Consider the following 16,726-nt stretch of genomic DNA (forward strand, 5'->3'; position numbering starts at 1 on the left):
GCCTAGGATAGTGGGGTCTCGCGCGCGTCGAGGCAAGCGATGATGGCGGCGACCGCGCGGCGCGTCGCATCCAGCGACCCGCCTGTCGGCACGACGAAGTCGGCGCGCGCGACTTTCTCCTGATCGGGCAATTGCCTGGCGAGAATCGCATCGAGCTTGGCAGGGGTCATTCCGCTGCGTTTCAGCACGCGCGCGCGCTGGATTTCGGGGGGCGCCGATACGACGACGACCCGATCGACGCGCGACTCGCCGCCGGTCTCGAACAGCAATGGGACGTCGAACAGCACGATCGGCGCATCTGCGTGTCGCGCGAGGAAGGCGGCCCGCTCCTCACCCACTGCGGGATGGACGATCGCCTCGAGTCGCGCCAGCTCGGCGGGATCGCCGAGTACGATCGCGCCGAGCGCGCCGCGATCGACGCCATTTGGCCCGGTCGTGCCGGGAAAGGCGGCTTCGATCGCCGCGACGATCCGGCCGTCCGCCCCTTGCAAGGCGTGGACCGCGGCGTCGGCGTCGAACACCGGCACGCCAGCCTCCGCGAACATCGCGGCGACGGTCGATTTGCCCATCCCGATCGAGCCCGTAAGGCCGAGCGTGATCGGCCGCCTGACGGTCATGCGGTCAACAGGGCGCGGAGCTCGTCGTCGCTGGCCTCGTCGCGCGGCGGGGCGACGCCGAAGAACAGTTCGAACGCGAGCGCGGCCTGACCGATCAGCATGTCGAGTCCGTCGACCGTATCGAGTTCGCGCTCGCGCGCCGCCGCCAGCAGCGGCGTCTCGAGCGGCGCATAGACGACATCATAGATCACCGCATCCTCGGGGAGTGGCGTTAGGTCGAGCGACAGCGGCGGTTGCCCGACCATGCCGAGCGCGCTCGCGTTGACCAGCAGTGCCGCCGGCGGGAGCGTCGCATCGAGCGGCAGCGCCTTGCCCTTCAATCCGAACGACGCGAGCAACCCGGCGGCCTTGAGCACGTTGCGGTTGAGGATCGTCACCGGCCCCACCCCGAGCCGCGCCAGCGCGAACAGCACCGCGCGCGCCGCCCCCCCTGCCCCGATCACCACGACCGGCGCGCCGGTGAGGTCGAGCTGGTTGATCGGCGCATAGAAGCCCGCGGCATCGGTGTTGGTCAGAATCAGCTTCGCGTCCTCGCCGCGAAACACGGTATTGGCCGCACCGATCGTATCGCGCACCCCGCCGGGATCGACGACATGGTTGAAGATTGCGAGCTTGTGCGGGATCGTGACGTTGCACCCGCGCCACGCGGGATCCGCACTGCGCTCGGCAATATAGGCGCCAAGCCCGTCGGGCGTGACCTGGCAGAGCCGGTATTCCGCGTCGAGTTTGAGTCGATCTATCCAGAAACCGTGGATCAGCGGCGATTTGGAATGCGCGATCGGATCGCCGATCACCTCGGCCAGCATCATGACGGCATCACCCCTCTAACGCGCAGATAGTCGAGCACCGGGAGCAATGGCAGGCCGAGCACGGTGAACTGGCTTCCCTCGATCCGGCTGAACAATTGCGCGCCCGGCCCCTCGATCCGATAGCAGCCGACGCAACCGGAGATCTCGGGCCATTCGAGATCGAGATAGCGCTCGATAAAATCGTCCGACAGCGAGCGGACGTGCATCCGCGCGCGATCGACCACGCGCCACACCGGGCGGCCGCCTTCGGCCATCACCGCGGCGCTGACGAGTTCGTGGCGTTTCCCCGACAAGCGCCGCAGATGCGCGCGCGCCTCGTCGCGGTCGCGCGGCTTGTCGAGCATCGACCCGTCCTCGAGCGCGACGATCGAGTCGCTTCCGAGGACGAGCGCCTGGCCCTCGCCCGAGGATATCTTGATCGCCTTCAGTTCGGCGAGTGCGTCCGCCATGTCGCGCGCGGCAAGCCCTTCGCCGAGCAACGCCGCCTTCGCCGACTCCTCGTCGACGCCGGCCGACACAGCGGCGAACGGAACCCCCGCTGCGGTCAGCATCGCGCGCCGCGACGCGCTTTGCGAAGCCAGGATAAGGTTCATGGTTCCCCACTCGTATCGCCGCGACGTTCGCCGACGAGCGCAATGATCGCCGCCGCGGTTTCCTCGATCGAACGCCGGGTCACATCGATCACCGGCCAGCCATTGTCGGCGAACATGCGCCGCGCATAGGCCACTTCGCGCGTCACCGCCTCCTGATCGACATAAGCGGTGGTCGTCAGCTCGTTGAGCGACAGCAATCGGTTGCGACGGACCTGGATAAGCCGGTCGGCGCTCGTGGTGAGCCCAACGACGATCGGATTCTTGAGCGTGAAGAGATTTTCCGGCGGCGGGCTCTCGACCACGATCGGGATGTTGGCGGTCTTGAAGCCGCGATTGGCGAGATAGATCGAGGTCGGCGTCTTCGACGAACGCGACACGCCGGCAAGCAGGATGTCCGCCTCTTCCCAGTCTTCGGACAAGATACCGTCATCATGCGCGATAGTGAACTGAATCGCATCGACCCGCGCGAAATAGGCCGCATCGAGCACGTGTTGCCGCCCCGGGCGCGCCTTCGCCGCCTGGCCGAGCAACCCCGACAGCGCGCCCGTCACGGCGTCGAGCGGCGCGACCGCCGCCAGCCCGAGCGTACGACAGCGCGACTCCAAGGTCCGCCGCGTCTCGCTATTGACCAGCGTGAACAACACCAGCCCCGGATTTTGCGAGATCTCCTGGAGGATCCGTTCGAGATGCGCTTCGGTCCGCACCATCGGCCAGAAGTGGCGGATCGTCTCGACATCGTCATATTGCGCGAGCGCGGCCTTGGCGATGTTCTCGAGCGTTTCCCCCGTCGAATCCGACAAAAGGTGGAGATGCAGGCGCATCAGAAAGCGGTGCGGGGCGAAGCTGTGGACAACATGGGCGTAAGCGCTAGCGCAACTTTGCCCGTCCGCAAAGTCGAGCGACCGCGGTGCATAACCCATCGGCTATCCACAATCGCGCAAACAGCGCTGGGTTCCTCCCACAGCCTGTGGATAATGGGGGCGGATCCGCCGACTCAAGGCGTGCGCGTCGATCGCGCCACGTCAATCTGTTGGCATTTTCGGGATGGCGGCATAAGCCCCGCTATCAACGTGCCAACAACCGCTTCAACCTTTTAAGATTCTAGATTCTTATGGAAGTAGGGCGAGGAAAGACCGATCGTGCTCACACAGAACAAGCCGTTGCTCGCCACGCTCAAGGGTGAGCGTGCGCCCACCCCGCCGATCTGGCTGATGCGTCAGGCCGGGCGGTATCTCCCCGAATATCGCGCGCTTCGGGCCGAGAAAGGCGGCTTCCTCGCTTTGGTCAATGACAGCGAAGCGGCGGCCGAGGTGACGATCCAGCCGATCCGCCGCTTCGGCTTCGACGGAGCGATTCTGTTCTCGGATATCCTGATGGTCCCGTCGGCGCTGGGACAGGGACTGAGCTTCGGTGTTGGCGAAGGACCGGCGCTGACCCCTCCACTGGTCGATCATGCGCTGTCCGGCCTCCACGGGGCGCCTGAGCGGCTCGATCCGGTGTATGCGACCGTGCGCCTGGTCGCAGCGCAGCTTCCACCGCAGACCACCTTTCTCGGCTTTGCCGGGAGCCCGTGGACCGTCGCCACCTATATGGTCGCGGGACATGGCAGCAAGGACCAGGGCGAGACGCGGCGTTTCGCGTACGGCGACCCTGCGGCGTTCGGTGAGATCATCACCGCGATCGCCGATTGCACCGTCGAGTATCTCTCGCGGCAGATCGAGGCCGGGGTCGAGGCGGTGCAATTGTTCGACAGCTGGTCGGGCAGCCTCAGCCCCGCGCAATTCGAACGCTGGGTGATCGCCCCCAATGCGGCGATCGTAGCGGCGCTGCGGGCGCGCCATCCCGGCGTGCCGATCATCGGCTTTCCCAAGGGTGCCGGCGAAAAGCTTCCGGCCTATGCGCGGGAAACCGGCGTCGATGCGCTCGGGCTCGACGAGACGATCGATCCCGAATGGGCCGCCGCGACCTTGCCGGCGGATTTGCCCGTGCAAGGCAATCTCGACCCGCTCGTGTTGATCGCCGGCGGCGCGGCGATGGAACAGGCCGCCACGCGGATCCTGCGCGCGTTTGCCGATCGTCCGCATATCTTCAATCTCGGTCATGGCATCCTGCAGGACACCCCCATCCCCCATGTCGAGCAGCTGCTCGATTTCGTCCGGAGCGCGCGATGATCGGAATGCTCGGGAACGCCTACCCTTGGGTCAAGGCAGCGCATCTGATCTTCGTGATCTTTTGGATGGCGGGGCTGTTCATGCTGCCGCGTTACTTGGTTTATCACCAGGAGGCCGCGATCGGGTCGCCCGAGGCCGCGCAATGGGTCGAGCGCGAGAGCAAGATCCGCAACATCATCCTGACGCCCGCAATGGTCATGGTGTGGGTGCTTGGCCTGACGCTCGGTGCCAATCTCGGGCTCTTCTCGGGTGCGAGCGGGCTCGGTTGGCTGCATCTCAAGCTGCTGCTGGTGGTGATCCTCAGCGGCTATCACGGCTGGGCGGTGGGCTATGCCAAGAAGCTCGCGGCGGGCCGACCGACGCTGACCGGGCGACATTTGCGGCTGATCAACGAAGTGCCTGCGGTGCTGGTGACGTTCATCGTCATCCTCGCGATCGTCCAGCCCTTCTGATCGCGCCTTTCCGGTAAAACCCCAGCCTTGACGCGGCCGCTGGCGGACCGTATCTCGAAACCCGTGTCGCGATGCGGCGGGTCCACCCGTTCGGTTGCGGCATCTTTCCTCCAGCATCGTCGCGTAGCTGTTCGCCGACCGAAGCTCCCCCCTCGCATTCCTATGCCCCGGACGCCCTCCATGCATCTCAAAGACCTTAAGAACAAAAAGCCGGCCGACCTGGTCGCGATGGCCGAGGGGCTCGGCATCGAGAGCGCCTCGACGCTGCGCAAGCAGGATCTGATGTTCGCGATTCTCAAGGTCCAGGCCGAAGAGGGTGAGGAGATCATGGGGCTCGGCACGATCGAAGTGCTGCCCGACGGCTTCGGCTTCCTGCGCAGCCCGGAGGCCAATTATCTTGCCGGCCCCGACGATATCTACATCTCGCCCAACCAGGTCCGTAAGTTCGGCCTGCGCACCGGTGACACGGTCGAGGGCGAAATCCGCGGGCCGAAGGATGGCGAACGCTATTTCGCACTGACCAAGCTGACCGCGGTCAATTTCGACAATCCCGACGCCGTCCGTCATCGCGTCAATTTCGACAATCTCACCCCGCTTTACCCCGAGCAGAAGCTGACGCTCGATCCCGCCGACCCGACGGTCAAGGACAAGAGCGCGCGCGTGATCGACATCATCTCGCCGCAGGGCAAGGGTCAGCGCACGCTGATCGTCGCGCCGCCGCGCGTCGGCAAGACGGTGATGCTGCAGAACATCGCCAAGGCGATCACCGACAACCACCCCGAAGTGTTCCTGATCGTCCTGCTAATCGACGAGCGCCCCGAGGAAGTCACCGACATGCAGCGCTCGGTCAAGGGCGAGGTGGTCAGCTCGACCTTCGACGAACCCGCGACGCGCCACGTCCAGGTCGCCGAAATGGTGATCGAAAAGGCCAAACGCCTGGTGGAGCATAAGAAGGACGTCGTGATCCTGCTCGACTCGATCACGCGTCTCGGTCGTGCCTACAACACCGTCGTACCGTCGTCGGGCAAGGTGCTGACCGGCGGTGTCGATGCCAATGCGCTGCAGCGCCCGAAGCGATTCTTCGGTGCGGCGCGCAACATCGAGGAAGGCGGTTCTCTATCGATCATCGCGACCGCGCTGATCGATACCGGCAGCCGCATGGACGAAGTGATCTTCGAGGAATTCAAGGGCACGGGTAACTCGGAAATCGTGCTCGATCGCAAGGTTGCCGACAAGCGCATCTTCCCCGCGCTCGACGTCGGCAAGTCCGGCACGCGCAAGGAAGAGCTGCTGGTCGATCAGAGCAAGCTGTCGAAGATGTGGGTGCTGCGCCGCATCCTCATGCAGATGGGCACGATCGACTCGATGGAGTTCCTGCTCGACAAGATGAAGAATTCGAAGACCAATGAGGATTTCTTCGACAGCATGAATCAATAGCTGGATGCGGCCGGCGGCAGACTGCCGCCGGACTCGCACCGGCTCGGCCGGCGGGCGGCTGCGTCCGACCGACGGCATGGGCTTCGCCCATGCCCGCCCGCACGAATCGCTACAGCAGCAGATCGCGCCGCCCGCGTCGCTCGAACGCCAGCAGCCAGTCCTTGGTAACCGGCCCGTCGCCCGCAGAATAGGCGCCAAGGCTTCCCGAGGCGTTGAGCACGCGGTGACAGGGCACCACGATTGGGAACGGGTTGCGCGCGCACGCCTGTCCGATCGCGCGCGCGCTCGACCCGGCGCGCTTCGCGAGCGCGCCATAACTGAGCGTTTCGGCATAGGGGATCGCGATCATCGCATCGCGCAACACCTGGCCCCGCTCGGACACGGCCGGTGATAGCGGCAGGTCGAAGGTCTTCAGCGTCCCCGCGAACCATGCACGCAACTGTTCCTCCGCGGCGCGCACCGATCGGGCGTGTCCGGCAAGAGCGTCGTCTTGCCCGCCGATCGTAATCGAATAGAGCGCGTCGTCATCACCCGTGAGGGTGATCACGCCCACGGGCGTTGCGATCCGGGTCGTATCGCGCGCATACATGTTGCGACTATGCAGCCCGGTCGGTGCCGGCTCAAGGGGAGACGCCATCATGAAGATCAATGTCGAGATCGATTGTACGCCGCAAGAAGCGCGCGCTTTCATGGGACTTCCCGATCTGACCCCGCTTCACCAAAAGTATCTGACGATGATGACCGATTCGATGGACGGCATGGTGTCGCCCGATCTGATCGAGAACATGATGCGCAGTTGGGCACCGGTGAGCGATGCCAGTATGGGCCTGTGGCGAACGATGTTCGAACGCGCGGCGAAATAGCCCGTGGCCGACGATACGATCTTCGCCTGTTCGAGCGGGCCACCTCCCGCTGCGATCGCGCTTATGCGGATCAGCGGCCCCGCGGCGCTCGACGTAGCGGGAAAGCTTGCTGGTGCTTTGCCCGCTGCGCGGCGCGCGGCCGTGCGCGCCTTGCGCGATCCAGCAGACGGGCATTTGCTCGATCGGGCGCTCGTTCTGGTTTTTCCCGCGCCCCATACCGCAACGGGCGAGGATCTGGTCGAACTCCATCTGCACGGCGGTCGTGCCGTCGTCGCGGCGGTTAGCGCGACGCTGGCGGCTTTCGCGGGCGTTCGCCAAGCCGAGCCAGGAGAGTTTACCCGACGTGCGCTGAGCAATGGCGTCATCGATCTTACGGCCGCAGAAGGACTGGGTGATCTGCTTAACGCCGAAACCGAGACACAGCGTCGCGCGGCTTTGCGGATCGCCGAGGGGGGCTTGCGCACCATTATCGAAGCCTGGACCGATCGCCTGGTCGATGTCGCCGCGCGCATCGAAGCACAGCTGGACTTTTCCGATGAGGACGAAGTACCCGCGGCCGCTGTCGCGGACATTGTCGATGAGATCGGCGAAGTCCGCGGTGCAATGGCGGAATTGCTTGCCGCTCCCCCGGTTGAGCGCTTGCATGACGGTGTCCGTGTCGTGATCGCCGGGCCCCCCAACAGCGGTAAGTCGACGTTGCTCAATGCCCTTACCGGTCGGGATTTGGCGATCGTCTCGCCGCTGTCGGGTACGACGCGCGACCGAATCGACGCATCGGTGACGCGGGGTGGGATCGCCTTTGTCCTTACCGACACTGCCGGGCTGACCGATGCGCCTAACGATATGGTCGAGCAGATCGGAGTGGCGCGCGCCGAGGCCGCGATCAGCGCGGCTGACGTCGTCTTGTGGCTCGGGGATACAGCGCCGTCCGATCCAGGCCATATCGCTATTCACGCCCGAGCCGATCTCCCCGAGCGCGCGATGCTTCCGCCCTTCTGTGACCTCTCGGTATCTGCCGAAACCGGCGCAGGAATCACGGATCTCTGGAATATGATCGCTGATCGCGCAGCAAATCTTTTGCCGATCGCCGATGCGATTGCGACGAACGAGCGGCAGCGAGCTTTGCTTCGCGCTAGCTTTCAGCATCTCGCGCCTGATGCCCCCGATGACTTGATCGTCATCGCCGAGCACGTGCGCGGCGCAATTCGCTCGCTCAACGCGGTCACGGGTCGGGTCGGCACGGAAGATGTGCTCGACGCGATTTTCTCGCGGTTCTGCATCGGCAAGTGATGTTCCACGTGGAACACGATCGGCTTTGACAGATTCGCCCGCGGCATCTAGCGCCACGCTTATGAAAACGTTCGACGTCATCGTCGTCGGTGGCGGCCATGCCGGCACCGAGGCCGCGGCCGCAGCGGCGCGTCGCGGCGCCTCGACCGCGCTGATCACCTTCGACGCCCGAACCCTGGGAGCGATGTCGTGCAATCCCGCCATCGGGGGGTTGGGCAAAGGGCATCTCGTCCGGGAAGTCGACGCGTTCGACGGCTTGATGGCGCGCGCTACCGACGCAGCTGGTATTCACTACCGCATGCTCAACCGCAGCAAGGGCGCGGCGGTGCAAGGCCCGCGTGTCCAGGCGGATCGCCGCCGGTACGCCGCAGCGATCCAATCGATGCTCGCAGCCCAGCCCGGTTTGACCATCGTCGCGAGCGAAGTCGTCGCCCTGATTATCGGTACCGATGGATCCGTCGCGGGGGTGAGGCTTAGCGACGCCACGGCATTGCAAGCGCGCGCGGTGATCCTCGCGACAGGTACGTTCCTTGGCGGCCGGATGTTCTGTGGTGAAGAGCGGTCGGACGGTGGCCGCGTCGGGGAAGCGGGCGCCTCTTTGCTTGCGGCACAGTTGCGCGCAGCCGAGCTACCAATGGCGCGGCTTAAGACCGGAACGCCGCCACGGCTCGATGGGCGGAGCATCGACTGGGCGAGCCTCGAGCCGCAGGGTAGCGATACCGACCCTTGGACGATGTCGCCGCTTTCGCGGCATCGCCCCCTCCCCCAGCTGCATTGCGCGGTCACCCGTACGACGCCCCGCACGCATGATATCATCCGCGCGGGACTCGATCGGTCGCCGTTGTTCGGCGGCGCTATCGCAGGGGTCGGTCCACGCTATTGCCCTTCGATCGAGGACAAGATTCATCGCTTCGGTGATCGTGACGGCCACCAGATTTTTCTCGAACCCGAGGGGCTCGACGACGCGACGATCTATCCCAATGGCATCTCGACCTCGCTTCCGGTCGATATACAGGCGGCGATGCTTCGGACGATCCCCGGTCTCGAGGCGGTCAAAATGCTGACCCCGGGATACGCCGTCGAATATGACCATATCGACCCTCGCGCGCTGCTGCCGACGCTTGAGGTGCGCGCGCTACGCGGTCTTTTCTTTTGCGGCCAGATCAATGGAACGACCGGTTACGAAGAAGCGGCCGGCCAGGGGCTTGTCGCGGGGCTCAACGCCGCAGCGCGGGCGCTCGATCGTGCTCCGCTCGTGCTCGATCGAGCATCCTCGTATCTCGGCGTGATGATCGACGATCTTGTGTTGCAGGGCATCACCGAACCCTATCGGATGCTGACCGCGCGAGCCGAGTATCGGTTGCGACTACGCGCCGATAATGCCGAGACCCGTTTGAGCCCGACCGCGGCAGCGCTCGGCTGCCTGTCCCAGTCGCGCATCGCGCGGCTTGAGCAGCGCGGTAATCACCGCGCGGAAATTGAACACCGGCTCCAGCGTCCGGTCGCGAGCGATGAGATCGCGGCGAGCGGCGCCATGGTCGGCGCAGCCCCCGAGCAACGCTCAGCTGCGGCATGGCTGCGCGTTTCGGGGGTTACGCTTGCGATGGTCGCGCCCGACCTCATCGACCGGTTCGACAGTGATCTGCTCGCGGAAACGGTCGAGGATGCTCGGTATGCGCCGTATCTGGCGCGACAGGAATCGGAAATTGCCGAGATGCGCGCACAAGACACGATGGTCATACCAGCGACGCTGGACCTGGCGAGCATTCCCGGCCTGTCGACGGAAATGATCGAGCGGCTTACGACAGCCCGTCCGACGACGCTTGCAGCCGCTGGCAGGATCCGCGGCATCACCCCGGCAGCCCTTACCGCGATCCTCTTGCAAATCCGGAGGAAAGCGGCGTGAGCGAAGACGAGGCGCAAGACTGGATCGCACGCCATTTTGGCACCGAGGCGAAAGTCGGATTACAGCAACTGATCGACATCGTTGTTACCGAGAGCGCTCGACAAAATTTGATCGCCCCATCGACGCTGTCGGCGATGTGGGTCAGGCACGTTGTTGATTCCGCGCAATTGGTCACGCTGGCGGCAGAGTCGGATGGGGTATGGCTCGATATCGGGAGTGGTGCCGGCTTTCCCGGTCTGGTCGTCGCGACGCTGACCGATCGGCCGGTGATTCTGCTCGAGCCGCGTCGCCGCCGTGCCGAGTTCCTTTTGGTTGCAGCCGATGCGTTGGGCGTTAGCGATCGTGTGACGGTGCACTGCGCTCGCATCGAGGACGTCAAGATCACCGCCAATGTGATTTCGGCGCGGGCCGTCGCATCGCTGGACAGTCTTTTCACCTGGGGGTTGCAATGCGCATCTTCCGCAACGCGCTGGGTTCTGCCAAAAGGTCGAACGGCGCTTGCGGATATAGCCGCGGCGCAGGAGCATTGGGACGGAGTGTTTCACGTGGAACACAGCATCACCGACCCCGATTCGCTGATCGTAGTTGCATCAGGGGTGACACGCCGATGAACGTCATTGCCGTCGCGAATCAGAAGGGCGGGGTCGGCAAGACGACGACCGCGATCAACCTCGGTACGGCGCTTGCTGCAACGGGGCTGCGGGTGTTGTTGCTTGACCTCGATCCGCAAGGAAATTGTTCGACCGGGCTGGGCATTGCGCGCGCCGATCGCCACCATTCGACCTACGACATCCTGTTGGGCGAGACTTCGATCGAGACGGCCGCGATCGGCACCTGCGTCCCCAAGCTCGATATCGTTCCGGCGACCGTTGACCTTTCGGGCGCCGAAATCGAACTCGTCGAATATGAGGAGCGCACGCATCGCCTGTCGCGGGCCTTGGCGCGATCGGATCACCGCTGGGACGTCGTGCTGATCGATTGCCCGCCCTCGCTCGGTTTGCTGACGCTCAATGCGATGGTCGCGTCGAACTCGCTGCTCGTGCCGCTGCAGTGCGAATTCTTCGCGCTCGAGGGCCTCAGCCAACTATTGAGCACGGTCGAGCGGATCCGCGAGCGCTTCAACCCGGCCCTTTCGATCATGGGCGTTGCGCTGACGATGCACGATCGCCGCAATCGGCTAACCGATCAAGTATCGAACGATGTCCGCGCGGTGCTCGGCCGGGTCGTTTTCGACACCGTCATTCCGCGTAACGTCCGCCTGTCCGAGGCGCCGAGCCACGGCCTGCCCGCGTTGATCTACGATTATCGCTGTCCGGGGTCGGAAGCCTATATCGCGCTCGCACGCGAGCTGATCGCCCGACTGCCGGCGATGGATACACCCCAACCTGCTAGGGCTGCATGACCGACCCGACGACCCCAATGACGCGCCCCAAGCCCCGCTCGGGGTTGGGACGCGGCCTTAACGCGCTGATGGGCGATCTGGCACGCGAAGAGCCCGTCGGCGAAGGCAAGGAAAATGCCTCGCCGGGTGTCCGATCGCTCCCGGTAGGATCGCTGACGCCGCATCCGGGGCAGCCGCGGCGGCATTTCGACGAAGCGGCGCTCGAGGAACTCGCGCAGTCGATCGCTCTACGTGGCGTATTGCAGCCGATCGTCGTGCGCCCGCACGGCACTGGCTATCAGATCGTCGCGGGCGAGCGGCGTTGGCGCGCGGCGCAGCGTGCGCGGTTGCACGAAGTGCCGGTCATCGTTCGCGCGTTCGACGATACCGAAACGCTCGAAGTCGCTTTGGTCGAGAATATCCAGCGGCAAGATCTCAACGCGATCGAAGAGGCCGAGGCGTATCATCGTCTGATCGAGGATTTTGGGCACACACAGGAGGCGTTGGGCAAGCTCGTCAACAAGTCGCGCAGCCATATCGCCAATTTGCTGCGGCTGCTCGAACTGCCGAGCCCGGTTCAGGAGCGCGTCGTCACCGGCGCCCTCACCATGGGCCATGCGCGGGCACTGATTGGCGCCCCCGATGTCGAGACACTCGCCGACCAGGTCGTCGCGCGCGGGCTGTCGGTCCGCGACACCGAGCGGATGGCACGCGCCGCCAAGCCGGCGCCGCGCGGACAGCGCGACAGCGACGGCCGCGATCCCGATCTGGCGGCGCTCGAGCATCAACTGGCCGATCTGCTGGGGCTCTCGGTCCGCGTCGCGCACAGCGCCAAGGGCGGAACGCTGACGCTCTCCTACTCGACGCTCGATCAGCTCGACATGGTGTGCCAGCGATTGACCGGCGAACGTATCTGAGGACGGCGGCGGCAGGTCCTTCGATCTGCCGCGGCGGTCTGGTCTCTACAGGCTCAGTCTGACGCGGGCAGGTAAATTTCGCTGCCGCGCTGCTTGAACGCAGCGCTCATCGCCGCCATCCCCGCTTCCGGATCGTCCCCGCCTGCGAAGGCAGTACGCTCGGCATCGGCGGCCGGTGTCGCTGCCAGGAACGCCCCGGTGGGCTGGTTCTGCTTCGCGGCAAAGTCGCGCACCTCTTGCGTGATCTTCATCGAGCAAAATTTCGGCCCGCACATCGAGCAGAAATGCGCGGTCTTTGCCCCCTCGGCGGGAAGCGTCGCGTCGTGGTACTGCTCGGCGGTATCGGGATCGAGCGACAGGTTGAATTGGTCGCGCCAGCGGAAATCGAAGCGCGCGCGACTGACCGCGTCGTCGCGCATGCGCGCCGCGGGATGCCCCTTGGCGAGATCGGCAGCGTGCGCCGCGAGCTTGTAGGTCACCACCCCGACCTTGACGTCGTCGCGGTCGGGCAAGCCGAGATGCTCCTTGGGCGTAACGTAGCAGAGCATCGCGGTGCCATACCAGCCGATCATCGCCGCGCCGATCCCACTGGTGATATGGTCGTAGCCCGGGGCGATGTCGGTGGTCAGCGGCCCGAGCGTGTAGAAGGGCGCCTCGCCACACACTTCGAGCTGCTTGTCCATATTCTGCTTGATCTTGTGCATTGGGACATGTCCCGGCCCTTCGATCATTACCTGGACGTCGCTCGCCCAGGCGCGATGGGTGAGTTCACCCAGCGTATAGAGCTCGCTGAACTGCGCCTCGTCATTGGCGTCGGCGATCGAGCCGGGGCGCAGGCCATCGCCCAGTGAATAGGCGATGTCATACGCTTGCATGATCTCGGTGATCTCGTCGAAACGCTCGTAGAGAAAGCTCTCCTTGTGGTGCGCGAGGCACCATTTCGCCATGATCGATCCGCCGCGGCTGACGATCCCGGTGACGCGCTTCGCCGTCATCGGGATATAGGCGAGGCGCACGCCGGCGTGGATCGTGAAATAGTCGACGCCCTGCTCGGCCTGTTCGACCAGCGTGTCGCGGAAGATCTCCCAGGTCAGATCTTCGGCGACGCCGCCGACCTTTTCGAGCGCCTGATAGATCGGAACGGTGCCGATCGGCACGGGGCTGTTGCGCAGGATCCATTCGCGCGTGTCGTGGATGTTGCGCCCGGTCGACAGGTCCATCACCGTATCGGCGCCCCAGCGGATCGACCATACCAGCTTGTCGACCTCGGCCGCGACGTCGCTCGCGACCGCGCTGTTGCCGATATTGGCGTTGATCTTGACGAGGAAATTCCGCCCGATTGCCATCGGCTCGGACTCGGGATGGTTGATGTTGCTCGGGATGATCGCCCTGCCCCGCGCGACTTCGTCGCGGACGAATTCGGGGGTGACGTAATCGGGGATCGCGGCGCCGAAATCCTCGCCGTCGCGGATCCGTTTCTCCTTGGCGACCGCCCGGCCGAGATTCTCGCGGATCGCGACATATTCCATTTCGGGGGTGATGATTCCGCGCCGCGCGTAATGCATTTGGCTGACGTTCGCGCCACGCTTGGCGCGAAGCGGTCGCCGGACGACATTGGGATATTGCGGCACGCTCGCCGAGCGATCGGGCCCGGTTAGGCCGTTGTCCTCGGGCCGCAGCTCGCGGGCGGCATAGTCCACCACATCGCCGCGGGCGAGGATCCAGTCGCGCCGTAGCGTCGGCAGGCCGGCATTGATGTCGATCCGCGCCTTGGGGTCGGTATAAGGGCCCGACGTGTCATAGACGCGCAGCGGCGGCTCGCCACTCGACGGCTCGAGCACGATCTCGCGCATCGCGACGCCTGGTCCCGGAATCGATGCAGATGGGACGTAGATCTTGCGCGATCCGCGGATCGAGCCGGTCGTCACGCCGATTTCGGTACGGGCGGGAATGTCTGCCATGGTCTTCGCTCCAAGATCGCACGGAGCAAAGACGGTTTCCCGGTGGACACCGCTCCCTCCCTACGCCCGTACTAACGGGATCAGGTTGATACGGGTCGTGGCATCAGCCACCTCTCAGCTGCTCAAGCGCAGCCCCCCGGGGAATAAGGTCAGTCTAGGCGCTGGCGCGCCGCGTGCAACTAGTTTGCGGCGCTGGTGCGGATGGTGCCGTTGAGGCCGTTGGGGAAGAAGCCCCCGCCGACGACGGCGTTCTTGTTGAGATACACGATGTTGAGCACCTGACCTGCGGTACGGCCATAGATCAGACCGTTGGCGTCGGCGGGTACGAGGTTCGAGGTGACCGCGTCACCGGTGATGCCCTGATCGTCGTCGGTCGATCCGTCGAGGCTGTCGCGCGCGTCGCTGATCAGGCCGGCGTTGACGCGCAGGCTCGGCGTGGTGAGGCCTTTCGAATAGAGCACCGTACGGATCAGGCCGGCGTGATAGGCTTCGGTCGCGAGGATCCCGGCCGCGGCATCGAGCAGCAGCGTTGTGTTGATCGTCTGCGCAGCGCCCTTGTACGCGGTCACGCCGACGTCTTCGAAGATGAACGCGCCGAGCAGGAAATTCTCGTCGCTGGCATAAGGGTCGAACGTGCCGTTGACGCTGTCGACGGCGCCGTTGGTCGTGGCGATCCCCGCGGCGCGCGCGGCGAGCGAGAAGGCGCCGTTGGCGCCGCCATCGATGTTGATCGACGGCATCGCCACCGCTGCAGCGCCGAGCGCCGAGCGCAGGAACGCGACATGCGCCACTTCGTCGGCGGCGATCTCGATCGCATATTGCTGAACGATCGGATCGGTGAAGCTGACCTTGCGGCCGCCCGTCACGGTGCCCTGCACGCTCTGGTTGCCGTCGCCCTTGGCGATCAGTGCGTTGGGCAGGCCGGCGCCGGTCACTGCATAGCTGTAGAACTGCGCCTCGAGATATTCGAGGTTGAGCGCGAAGTTGAGCGTGTCCTGATCCTGCAGCGTCCCGGTCGAGCTCGGGCTCGGCGTCGGCGTGCTGGTATCGGTTGCGCCGGCTCCGGCGTCGCTTGACGAGCCGCCGCATGCCGAGAGCAGCGACGCGCCGCCGACGGCGAGCGATGCCACGCCCGCGCTGCGCAGGAAGTTACGGCGCTCGGCGCGACGGCGTTCGCCGGCGTCGAGAACCTGCAGGAGGATGTCGCTATCGATCACTGGGGAAACTCCCGTTCGGGCAAGCTGGAGAAGATGGGCGGATCAGTTCGCGGCGCTGGTCACGATGGCGCCGTTGACACCGTTCGGGAAGAACCCGCCCTTCGCCACCGCCAGGCTATTGAGATAGACGATGTTGAGCACGTTCCCGGTACCGCGACCGTAAGCGATGCCGTCGAGTCCCGTCGGCACGATGTTCGAAGCCGTCAGACCGTTGAGCGCGGCGAGCTGGCTGCCCGCCACCGCAGCGGAAGCAATACCCTGATCGTCATCGACCGTGCCGTCGAGCTTGTCGCGCACGTCAGAGATCGCGCCGGCCGAGGTCCGCAGCGCGGGCGTCGCGAGCCCCTTGCTGTAGAGCACGGTGCGGATGATCGAGGCGTGATACGCCTCGGCCGCGAGGATGCCGGCGGCGGCATCGATATAGGTCTTGGTCGTCAGCAGCGAGGCGGCACCCTTATAGGCGGTGACGCCGACGTCTTCGAACAGGAAGGCGGCGAGCAGGAAGTTCTGGTCGCTCGCGTACGGGTCGAAGGTGCCGTTGACATTGTCGACCGCGCCGCTCGCATTGGTCGCAAGGCCGGCGGCGCGCGCGGCGACGGTGAAGGCGCTCGTCGCGGTGCTGCCGATATCGATCGCGGGTTGCGCGACGGCGACGGTGCCGAGCTGGGCACGCAGGAACGCGACGTGCTGCGTCTCGTCGCCCGCAATTTCGCGCGCATATTGCGCAACGAGCGGGTCGCTGAAGCTGACCTGGCGTCCGCCGGTGACGGCGCCCTGCGTCGTCGTGCTCGCGCTGCCGGGGGTGAGCTGGCTGTTGGGCAGCCCTGTGCCGAACACCGCATAGGAATAGAACTGCGCCTCGAGATATTCGAGGTTGAGCGCGAAGTTGAGAATATCGGTCTCGGAGGTCGACTGTGCCGAAGCGCTGCTGCCGAGCGCGATCGCGGTCGCGCCGACCGCGGCCACCGCTCCGGCGCCAAGCGCGGTCCGGAAGAATTCGCGGCGTTCGTTCCGGCGGTCGGCGCGCGCTTCGAGGCGCTCGATCAGCTGGTCTTCGGTGTCGGTCATTGGGGCGAACCCTTCTGCTGGAAACGCTATTGTATGCCGCCGGG

Annotated in this window: 17 protein-coding genes and 1 riboswitch; of the genes, 9 read left to right on the forward strand and 8 right to left on the reverse strand. The window is 65.2% G+C overall.

The genetic code is table 11. The annotated features are described in order from the left end of the window. Positions 1-2: 2 nt before the first annotated feature. The 4 genes from coaE to RH90_RS05285 are packed head-to-tail and all read right to left on the reverse strand — an operon-like array spanning position 3 to position 2,840. Positions 3-617: a dephospho-CoA kinase gene (gene coaE, locus RH90_RS05270; protein WP_010184326.1), complete on the reverse strand. Its 615-nt coding sequence runs from the start codon at positions 615-617 to the stop codon at positions 3-5. Further along, complete coding sequence (locus RH90_RS05275) at positions 614-1,426, reverse strand: shikimate dehydrogenase family protein (protein ID WP_010184327.1); 813 nt, start codon at positions 1,424-1,426, stop codon at positions 614-616. The genes coaE and RH90_RS05275 overlap by 4 nt, the downstream gene beginning before the upstream one ends. Then, complete coding sequence (locus RH90_RS05280) at positions 1,423-2,019, reverse strand: Maf family protein (RefSeq protein ID WP_010184328.1); 597 nt, start codon at positions 2,017-2,019, stop codon at positions 1,423-1,425. Before RH90_RS05280 ends, RH90_RS05275 begins: the two co-directional genes overlap by 4 nt. After that, the gene (locus RH90_RS05285) at positions 2,016-2,840 is read right to left on the reverse strand and encodes a pyruvate, water dikinase regulatory protein (protein WP_442852462.1); all 825 of its coding nucleotides are present in this window, start codon (positions 2,838-2,840) and stop codon (positions 2,016-2,018) included. The genes RH90_RS05280 and RH90_RS05285 overlap by 4 nt, the downstream gene beginning before the upstream one ends. Before the next feature lie 318 nt (positions 2,841-3,158). On the opposite strand from RH90_RS05285, the gene hemE reads away from it, so the two are divergent. The 3 genes from hemE (at position 3,159) to rho (ending at position 6,079) form a co-directional block, all read left to right on the forward strand. Beyond that, on the forward strand, positions 3,159-4,190 hold the full coding sequence (gene hemE / locus RH90_RS05290) for a uroporphyrinogen decarboxylase (RefSeq protein WP_010184331.1): 1,032 nt from the start codon (positions 3,159-3,161) through the stop codon (positions 4,188-4,190). Beyond that, positions 4,187-4,642: a CopD family protein gene (locus tag RH90_RS05295; RefSeq protein WP_010184332.1), complete on the forward strand. Its 456-nt coding sequence runs from the start codon at positions 4,187-4,189 to the stop codon at positions 4,640-4,642. The genes hemE and RH90_RS05295 overlap by 4 nt, the downstream gene beginning before the upstream one ends. A 180-nt stretch (positions 4,643-4,822) precedes the next feature. Next, a complete protein-coding gene (gene rho, locus RH90_RS05300) occupies positions 4,823-6,079 on the forward strand; it encodes a transcription termination factor Rho (RefSeq protein WP_010184333.1) in 1,257 nt (418 codons plus the stop codon). A 109-nt stretch (positions 6,080-6,188) separates the two neighbouring features. On the opposite strand, the gene RH90_RS05305 is transcribed toward rho, so the two are convergent. Beyond that, entirely contained in the window at positions 6,189-6,668 is a 480-nt protein-coding gene (locus RH90_RS05305; RefSeq protein WP_010184334.1) for a methylated-DNA--[protein]-cysteine S-methyltransferase, read from the reverse strand. A 49-nt stretch (positions 6,669-6,717) separates the two neighbouring features. Here RH90_RS05305 and RH90_RS05310 point away from each other — a divergent pair, with 49 nt between their 5' ends. The 6 genes from RH90_RS05310 (at position 6,718) to RH90_RS05335 (ending at position 12,436) form a co-directional block, all read left to right on the forward strand. Beyond that, a complete protein-coding gene (locus tag RH90_RS05310; RefSeq protein ID WP_010184335.1) occupies positions 6,718-6,942 on the forward strand; it encodes a DUF6489 family protein in 225 nt (74 codons plus the stop codon). 3 nt (positions 6,943-6,945) lie between these two features. Beyond that, entirely contained in the window at positions 6,946-8,232 is a 1,287-nt protein-coding gene (gene mnmE / locus RH90_RS05315; protein WP_010184337.1) for a tRNA uridine-5-carboxymethylaminomethyl(34) synthesis GTPase MnmE, read from the forward strand. A 61-nt stretch (positions 8,233-8,293) separates the two neighbouring features. Beyond that, on the forward strand, positions 8,294-10,138 hold the full coding sequence (mnmG, locus tag RH90_RS05320) for a tRNA uridine-5-carboxymethylaminomethyl(34) synthesis enzyme MnmG (protein ID WP_010184338.1): 1,845 nt from the start codon (positions 8,294-8,296) through the stop codon (positions 10,136-10,138). Further along, the gene (rsmG, locus tag RH90_RS05325; RefSeq protein WP_010184340.1) at positions 10,135-10,749 is read left to right on the forward strand and encodes a 16S rRNA (guanine(527)-N(7))-methyltransferase RsmG; all 615 of its coding nucleotides are present in this window, start codon (positions 10,135-10,137) and stop codon (positions 10,747-10,749) included. The genes mnmG and rsmG overlap by 4 nt, the downstream gene beginning before the upstream one ends. Beyond that, a complete protein-coding gene (locus RH90_RS05330) occupies positions 10,746-11,540 on the forward strand; it encodes a ParA family protein (protein WP_010184341.1) in 795 nt (264 codons plus the stop codon). Before rsmG ends, RH90_RS05330 begins: the two co-directional genes overlap by 4 nt. Then, a complete protein-coding gene (locus RH90_RS05335; RefSeq protein ID WP_029625058.1) occupies positions 11,537-12,436 on the forward strand; it encodes a ParB/RepB/Spo0J family partition protein in 900 nt (299 codons plus the stop codon). The genes RH90_RS05330 and RH90_RS05335 overlap by 4 nt, the downstream gene beginning before the upstream one ends. A 53-nt stretch (positions 12,437-12,489) precedes the next feature. On the opposite strand, the gene thiC is transcribed toward RH90_RS05335, so the two are convergent. From thiC to RH90_RS05350, 3 genes are all read right to left on the reverse strand, one after another. Beyond that, positions 12,490-14,397 (reverse strand): phosphomethylpyrimidine synthase ThiC, encoded by a 1,908-nt coding sequence (thiC, locus tag RH90_RS05340; RefSeq protein ID WP_010184344.1) that lies wholly within the window; start codon positions 14,395-14,397, stop codon positions 12,490-12,492. A gap of 40 nt (positions 14,398-14,437) precedes the next feature. Further along, positions 14,438-14,546, reverse strand: a riboswitch (TPP riboswitch). Between the two features lie 30 nt (positions 14,547-14,576). Next, positions 14,577-15,614, reverse strand: coding sequence for a ferritin-like domain-containing protein (locus RH90_RS05345; protein ID WP_010184346.1), 1,038 nt, complete (start codon positions 15,612-15,614; stop codon positions 14,577-14,579). 42 nt (positions 15,615-15,656) lie between these two features. Next, entirely contained in the window at positions 15,657-16,682 is a 1,026-nt protein-coding gene (locus RH90_RS05350; protein ID WP_010184348.1) for a ferritin-like domain-containing protein, read from the reverse strand. Positions 16,683-16,726 lie beyond the last annotated feature (44 nt).

The organism is Sphingomonas sp. PAMC 26605 (assembly GCF_000241485.1).
Classification (GTDB): domain Bacteria; phylum Pseudomonadota; class Alphaproteobacteria; order Sphingomonadales; family Sphingomonadaceae; genus Sphingomonas.

Bases quoted from the DNA above. Each gene is read 5' to 3' on its own strand.
- RH90_RS05310 (WP_010184335.1), top strand. From the start codon at position 6,718: ATGAAGATCAATGTCGAGATCGATTGTACGCCGCAAGAAGCGCGCGCT.
- thiC (WP_010184344.1), bottom strand. From the start codon at position 14,397: ATGGCAGACATTCCCGCCCGTACCGAAATCGGCGTGACGACCGGCTCG.
- rho (WP_010184333.1), top strand. From the start codon at position 4,823: ATGCATCTCAAAGACCTTAAGAACAAAAAGCCGGCCGACCTGGTCGCG.
- RH90_RS05275 (WP_010184327.1), bottom strand. From the start codon at position 1,426: ATGATGCTGGCCGAGGTGATCGGCGATCCGATCGCGCATTCCAAATCG.
- RH90_RS05285 (WP_442852462.1), bottom strand. From the start codon at position 2,840: ATGCGCCTGCATCTCCACCTTTTGTCGGATTCGACGGGGGAAACGCTC.
- mnmG (WP_010184338.1), top strand. From the start codon at position 8,294: ATGAAAACGTTCGACGTCATCGTCGTCGGTGGCGGCCATGCCGGCACC.
- RH90_RS05350 (WP_010184348.1), bottom strand. From the start codon at position 16,682: ATGACCGACACCGAAGACCAGCTGATCGAGCGCCTCGAAGCGCGCGCC.
- RH90_RS05330 (WP_010184341.1), top strand. From the start codon at position 10,746: ATGAACGTCATTGCCGTCGCGAATCAGAAGGGCGGGGTCGGCAAGACG.
- coaE (WP_010184326.1), bottom strand. From the start codon at position 617: ATGACCGTCAGGCGGCCGATCACGCTCGGCCTTACGGGCTCGATCGGG.
- RH90_RS05305 (WP_010184334.1), bottom strand. From the start codon at position 6,668: ATGTATGCGCGCGATACGACCCGGATCGCAACGCCCGTGGGCGTGATC.
- RH90_RS05295 (WP_010184332.1), top strand. From the start codon at position 4,187: ATGATCGGAATGCTCGGGAACGCCTACCCTTGGGTCAAGGCAGCGCAT.
- RH90_RS05335 (WP_029625058.1), top strand. From the start codon at position 11,537: ATGACCGACCCGACGACCCCAATGACGCGCCCCAAGCCCCGCTCGGGG.
- RH90_RS05280 (WP_010184328.1), bottom strand. From the start codon at position 2,019: ATGAACCTTATCCTGGCTTCGCAAAGCGCGTCGCGGCGCGCGATGCTG.